The sequence below is a fragment of the Streptomyces graminilatus genome (assembly GCF_001418565.1).
In the GTDB taxonomy this organism is placed as follows: Bacteria; Actinomycetota; Actinomycetes; order Streptomycetales; family Streptomycetaceae; genus Streptomyces; species Streptomyces graminilatus.
In genome coordinates this window covers 1-4728 of sequence record NZ_LIQQ01000217.1, presented here as the reverse complement: position 1 = coordinate 4728, position 4728 = coordinate 1, and the positions used below count along the sequence as shown (strand labels likewise).

The window sequence follows — 4728 nt, the reverse complement described above, 5'->3', positions numbered from 1 at the left end:
CGCGGCCCCGTTGCCCGGCGCGATCCCGCGTGCGCCGGGGATCGTCAGGTCGGTGTTGGACGCGTACCAGGGCACCCCGCGCGCGATGGCGTAGCACGCCTCCGCGAACCGCCCCCAGGGCAGCTCGGGCCCGCCGTACCCCTGCACGACCGCCACCGGCTCGTCCTCCGCCGACTCGACGGGCTGGAGCCCCCGCTCGCGCAGCGCGACCCGCAGCCCCTCCCCGCCGATCACCAGCACGCGCGCCCCGGCCGGCACCTGGTCGGCGATCAGCCGGGCCACCGCCTGAGCGGAGGTGATGACGTCCGAGCCCTCCGTCGCTATGCCCAGCTCGGTGAGGTGTCCGGCCACCGCGTCCGGCGTCCGCAACGCGTTGTTGGTGACATAAGCGAGCCGCATCCCGCCGTCCCGCGCGACACCGAGCGACTCGACGGCGTACGCGATCGCGTTGCCCCCCGCGTACACCACCCCGTCGAGATCGAGCAGCGCCGTGTCGTACGCCTCGCTGAGGACTCGCGCGCTGCCCTCGGGCCGCGTCCTGACGGTCTGGCTCATTGTGCGTCGCTCCTCGTTCGACCGGCTTTCCCCCGATCATCCCCCATGCCACTGACAGCCCTACGATGCATCAATGAACACTGCAGGTCCCGCGGACGTACCGGCTTGCATGGGCCTTCAACTGACCCCTTTCCGGGGGCTGCGCTACGACCCCGACCGGGTCGGCAGCCTGGCCGCCGTGACCTCTCCGCCGTACGACGTCGTCGTGCGCCCGGACGGCCTGATACACCTCGAATCGGCCGACCCGCACAACATCGTCCGGCTGATCCTCCCCCAGGCGGCCACCCCGTCGATCCGCAACGAACAGGCGGCGGACACCCTGGACGACTGGCTGGCCGAGGGCATCCTGACCGTCGACCCCGAACCGGCCCTGTACGTCTACGAACAGCGCGACACGGACGGCCACCTGCAACGCGGGGTCATCGGCGCCCTGCGCCTGTCGGAGCCGTCGGAGGGTGTCGTCCTGCCGCACGAGGACGTCATGCCGCACGTGGTGGCGGAACGGACGGCGCTGATGCGCGCCACCTACGCGAACCTGGAACCCCTGCTCCTGACCTACCGGAGCGACGACTCGGCCACCGCGTCGCCGTGCACCACGAGCACGGTGGTCGAACGCGCGGCCGACCGCCCGCCACTGCTCTCGACGACCACGGAGGACGGTTTCGGCCACCGCCTCTGGGCGATCACCGACCCCGCCGAACTGGCCGGGATCCAGGCGGACCTGACACACCACCAGGCTCTCATCGCCGACGGACATCACCGCTGGGCCACATATCTGCGTCTACGCGCGGAGCATCCGTCCCCCAGCCCCTGGGACCACGGCCTGGTACTCCTCGTGGACAGCGCCCGCTATCCCCTGCGCGTCCGCGCGATCCACCGCCTTCTCCACGGACTCCCGGTCGGCGAGGCCCTGGCGGCCCTGGACGGCCACTTCCGGGTACGTCACCTGGAAGTCCCGCTCCCCGAGGCCCTCACCGCCCTGGCGGAGGCGGCCGGCGCGGGCAACGCCTTCCTCCTGGCCGGCGACGGCGCCTTCCACCTCCTGGACCGTCCGGATCCGGCCCTTCTGGCCCGTACGATCCCGGCCGACCGCCCGCAGGCCTGGCGCGCCCTGGACGCTACGGTCCTGCACGCCACGCTCCTCGACCACATCTGGCACATCCCCGAGGACTCACCGGCCCGCATCGCGTACATCCACGACACTGCGGCGACCGTGGAGAAGGCGGAACAGGACGGCGGTACGGCCGTCCTGATGCACCCGGTCCGCGAGGAGGTCGTACGGGACCTGGCCCGCCAGGGCGTCACGATGCCCCGCAAGTCGACGTCCTTCGGCCCCAAACCGGCCTCGGGCCTGGTCCTGCGCACACTGTCCCCCTGAAACGCGAAAGGGCGGGACCCCTGTCCGGGATCCCGCCCTTCACCGACTACCGCAGGTCAGCGCTTGTCGCCCTCGGCGTCATCCGAAGCACTGTCGTCAGCGTCGTCACTGTCGTCGTCGGCTTCAACCACAGCCTCTGCAACCGGCTCGACAGCCTCGGTGACGTCGGCGGACTCGACCTCAAGGGACTCGACGCCCTTGTCATCAAGGTCGCCCTCGTCCCCCTCCAGCTCGTCGTCCGCGTCCTCGTCCTCGTCCTCGTCGAAGGCGTCGACGAACGCCACTCCGTCCAGTTCGGCGAGCCGGTCGGAGGCGTCGGTGCTGCCGTCCTTGTCGGACTCGACGGCCTTGGCGAACCACTCCCGGGCCTCGTCCTCACGCCCGGCGGCGAGCAGCGCGTCGGCGTACGCGTACCGCAGACGCGCGGTCCACGGCTGTACGGAGTTGGAGGCCAGCTCGGGACTCTGCAGGGTCACGATGGCCGCGTCGAGCTGGTCCATGTCACGCCGGGCACCGGCCGCGACGAGCCGCATCTCGACCTGCCCAGCCTTGTCCAGCTTGTGCACCTCGGGCGCCCCGGCCATCTCCAGCGCCTTCTCCGGCCGCCCGAGCCCACGCTCGCAGTCGGCCATGACAGGCCACAGCTCGACGTTCCCGGTCATCCGCCGCGCCGCCCGGAACTCGGCCAGCGCCTCGCTGTACTTCTGGTTCGCGTACGCGGCGAACCCGGCCGCCTCTCGTACGGCGGCCACACGCGAGGCCAGCCGCAGGGCCACCCGCGAGTACCCGTAGGCACCCTCGGGGTCCTCGTCGATGAGCCGGGCGACCATCACCAGGTTCTTGGAAACCTCCTCGGCCAGCCCCTTGGGCAGGCTCATGAGCTCCTGGCGTACGTCCTTGTCGATCTCGTCGCCCGTGACGTCCTCGTCGATCGGCAGCCGCTTGATCGGCTCCCGGTCCCGGTCACGCTCGTCACGGAACCCGCCACCACGCCGGTCGTCGCCCCGGCTGTCGTCACGTCCCCGGTAACCGCCGCCGCCACCGGGCCGACCTCCACGGTCGTCACGCCCACGGAAGCCACCGCCGGCCGGACGGCCGCCGCGGTCGTCGCTGCGCCCACGGAACCCACCACGGTCATCGTCCCGACGGACGAACCCGCCGCGCTCGCCACGGTTGTCGTCCCGGCCTCGGCTGTCGTCCCGACGGAAGCCACCACGGTCGTTGTCACGGCGCTCGTCATCACGCCGGAAGCCACCACCACTGACGGGACGACCACCACGGTCATCACTCCGCCCGCGGAACCCACCGCGATCGTCGTCCCGACGGAAACCGGGACGCTCACCACGATCGTCGTCCCGACGGAACCCACCACCGGCCGGACGGTCGTCACGACGAGCAAACCCACCGCCAGCCGGACGACCACCACGGTCATCACTACGGCCACGGAACCCACCACGGTCATCATCGCGACGGAAACCGGGACGGTCTCCGTCACGGCGATCATCGCGTCGGTCGTCCCGGCGGTCATCGCGGCGGTCATCGCGACGGGGAGCCGCCGAGCGATCGTCCCGCCCACGGAAGCCACCGCCGGCGGGACGGCCGCCACGGTCGTCACTGCGCCCACGGAACCCACCGCGGTCGTCATCGCGACGGAAACCGGGACGCTCACCACGGTCATCGTCCCGACGGAACCCACCACCGGCCGGACGGTCGTCACGACGAGCAAACCCACCACCGGCCGGACGACCACCACGGTCATCACTGCGCCCACGGAACCCACCACGGTCATCATCGCGACGGAAACCGGGACGCTCACCACGGTCATCGTCCCGACGGAACCCACCACCGGCCGGACGGTCGTCACGACGAGCAAACCCACCACCAGCGGGACGACCACCACGGTCATCACTCCGCCCACGGAACCCACCACGGTCGTCATCACGCCGAGCGAAGCCGCCGCGGTCACCGCTACCACCACGGTTGTCGTCCCGCCGGAACGCGGGACGGTCCCCCCGGTCGTCACGACGGGGCCCCGCCGGACGGTCCGAGCGCTCGGGCCGGTCCGAACGATTGTCGCGCTGGAAAGCAGGACGGGTCCCGCGATCTCCGTCACGGCGGTCATCGCGGCGGTCGTCGCGGCGCGGAAAACCGCCACGCTCACCCCGGTTGTCGTCGCGGCGGAAGCCTCCGCCGGCGGGCCGGTCGCCCCGGTCGTCACGACGGGGAGCCGCCGGTCGGTCGTCACGGCGACCGTAACCACCACCGGCGGGTCGGCCGCCTCGGTCGGAACCACCACGGTCGTCACGGCGGTCGTTGTCGCGGCGCGGAGCCCCACGGAACCCGCCACGATCGCCACGATCGTTGCGGTCACCACTGTCCCGGCGGCGCTGGTCGCGCTCCGGGCGCTCGTCGGGAGAGTTGGTGGACATGATGGGTGACTCCTGTCTTAGGTACCGCAGGTCATTCTCGCGCAGCCGACTTGCCGACGCGCTCCGGGCGGTGTGCTTGCTGAAAAAACAAAAGGACCCCTGGTCCCAGCGTGAACGCTGGGACCAGGGGTCCTCCAAAGATTGTTCGGCGGCGTCCTACTCTCCCACAGGGTCCCCCCTGCAGTACCATCGGCGCTGAAAGGCTTAGCTTCCGGGTTCGGAATGTAACCGGGCGTTTCCCTCACGCTATGACCACCGAAACCCTATTGGTTTCGAGCGAACAAGCACACTCTTCAGTTAGATGTTCTAGCTCGAAAGCCGACAACTGTTCGTTGTCTCAGAACTAACACAGTGGACGCGAGCAAC

Annotated in this window: 3 protein-coding genes, 1 rRNA gene and 1 pseudogene; 1 reads left to right on the top strand and 4 read right to left on the bottom strand. The window is 70.5% G+C overall.

The window, feature by feature from the left end:
* Nucleotides 1-555 (bottom strand): HAD family hydrolase (locus tag AOK08_RS19385; protein WP_479683325.1); only part of this gene is annotated, 555 nt, incomplete at its 3' end.
* A 73-nt stretch (nt 556-628) separates the two neighbouring features.
* Here AOK08_RS19385 and AOK08_RS19380 point away from each other — a divergent pair.
* On the top strand, nt 629-1933 hold the full coding sequence (locus tag AOK08_RS19380; RefSeq protein ID WP_055527499.1) for a DUF1015 domain-containing protein: 1305 nt from the start codon (nt 629-631) through the stop codon (nt 1931-1933).
* Nucleotides 1934-1989: 56 nt separating this feature from the next.
* Here the strand turns inward: AOK08_RS19380 and AOK08_RS46605 are convergent, their stop codons facing one another.
* The 3 genes and pseudogenes from AOK08_RS46605 to rrf form a co-directional block, all read right to left on the bottom strand.
* A complete protein-coding gene (locus AOK08_RS46605; RefSeq protein WP_055527495.1) occupies nt 1990-2811 on the bottom strand; it encodes a tetratricopeptide repeat protein in 822 nt (273 codons plus the stop codon).
* An 81-nt stretch (nt 2812-2892) separates the two neighbouring features.
* Nucleotides 2893-4362, bottom strand: a pseudogene (locus AOK08_RS49105) (hypothetical protein); the annotation flags it as partial.
* A 143-nt stretch (nt 4363-4505) separates the two neighbouring features.
* Nucleotides 4506-4622: ribosomal RNA gene (gene rrf, locus AOK08_RS19365) — 5S ribosomal RNA — on the bottom strand.
* Nucleotides 4623-4728 lie beyond the last annotated feature (106 nt).

Coding starts and splice junctions, on each gene's coding strand:
- AOK08_RS19380 (WP_055527499.1), top strand. CDS start 629: ATGAACACTGCAGGTCCCGCGGACGTACCGGCTTGCATGGGCCTTCAA.
- AOK08_RS46605 (WP_055527495.1), bottom strand. CDS start 2,811: ATGAGCCTGCCCAAGGGGCTGGCCGAGGAGGTTTCCAAGAACCTGGTG.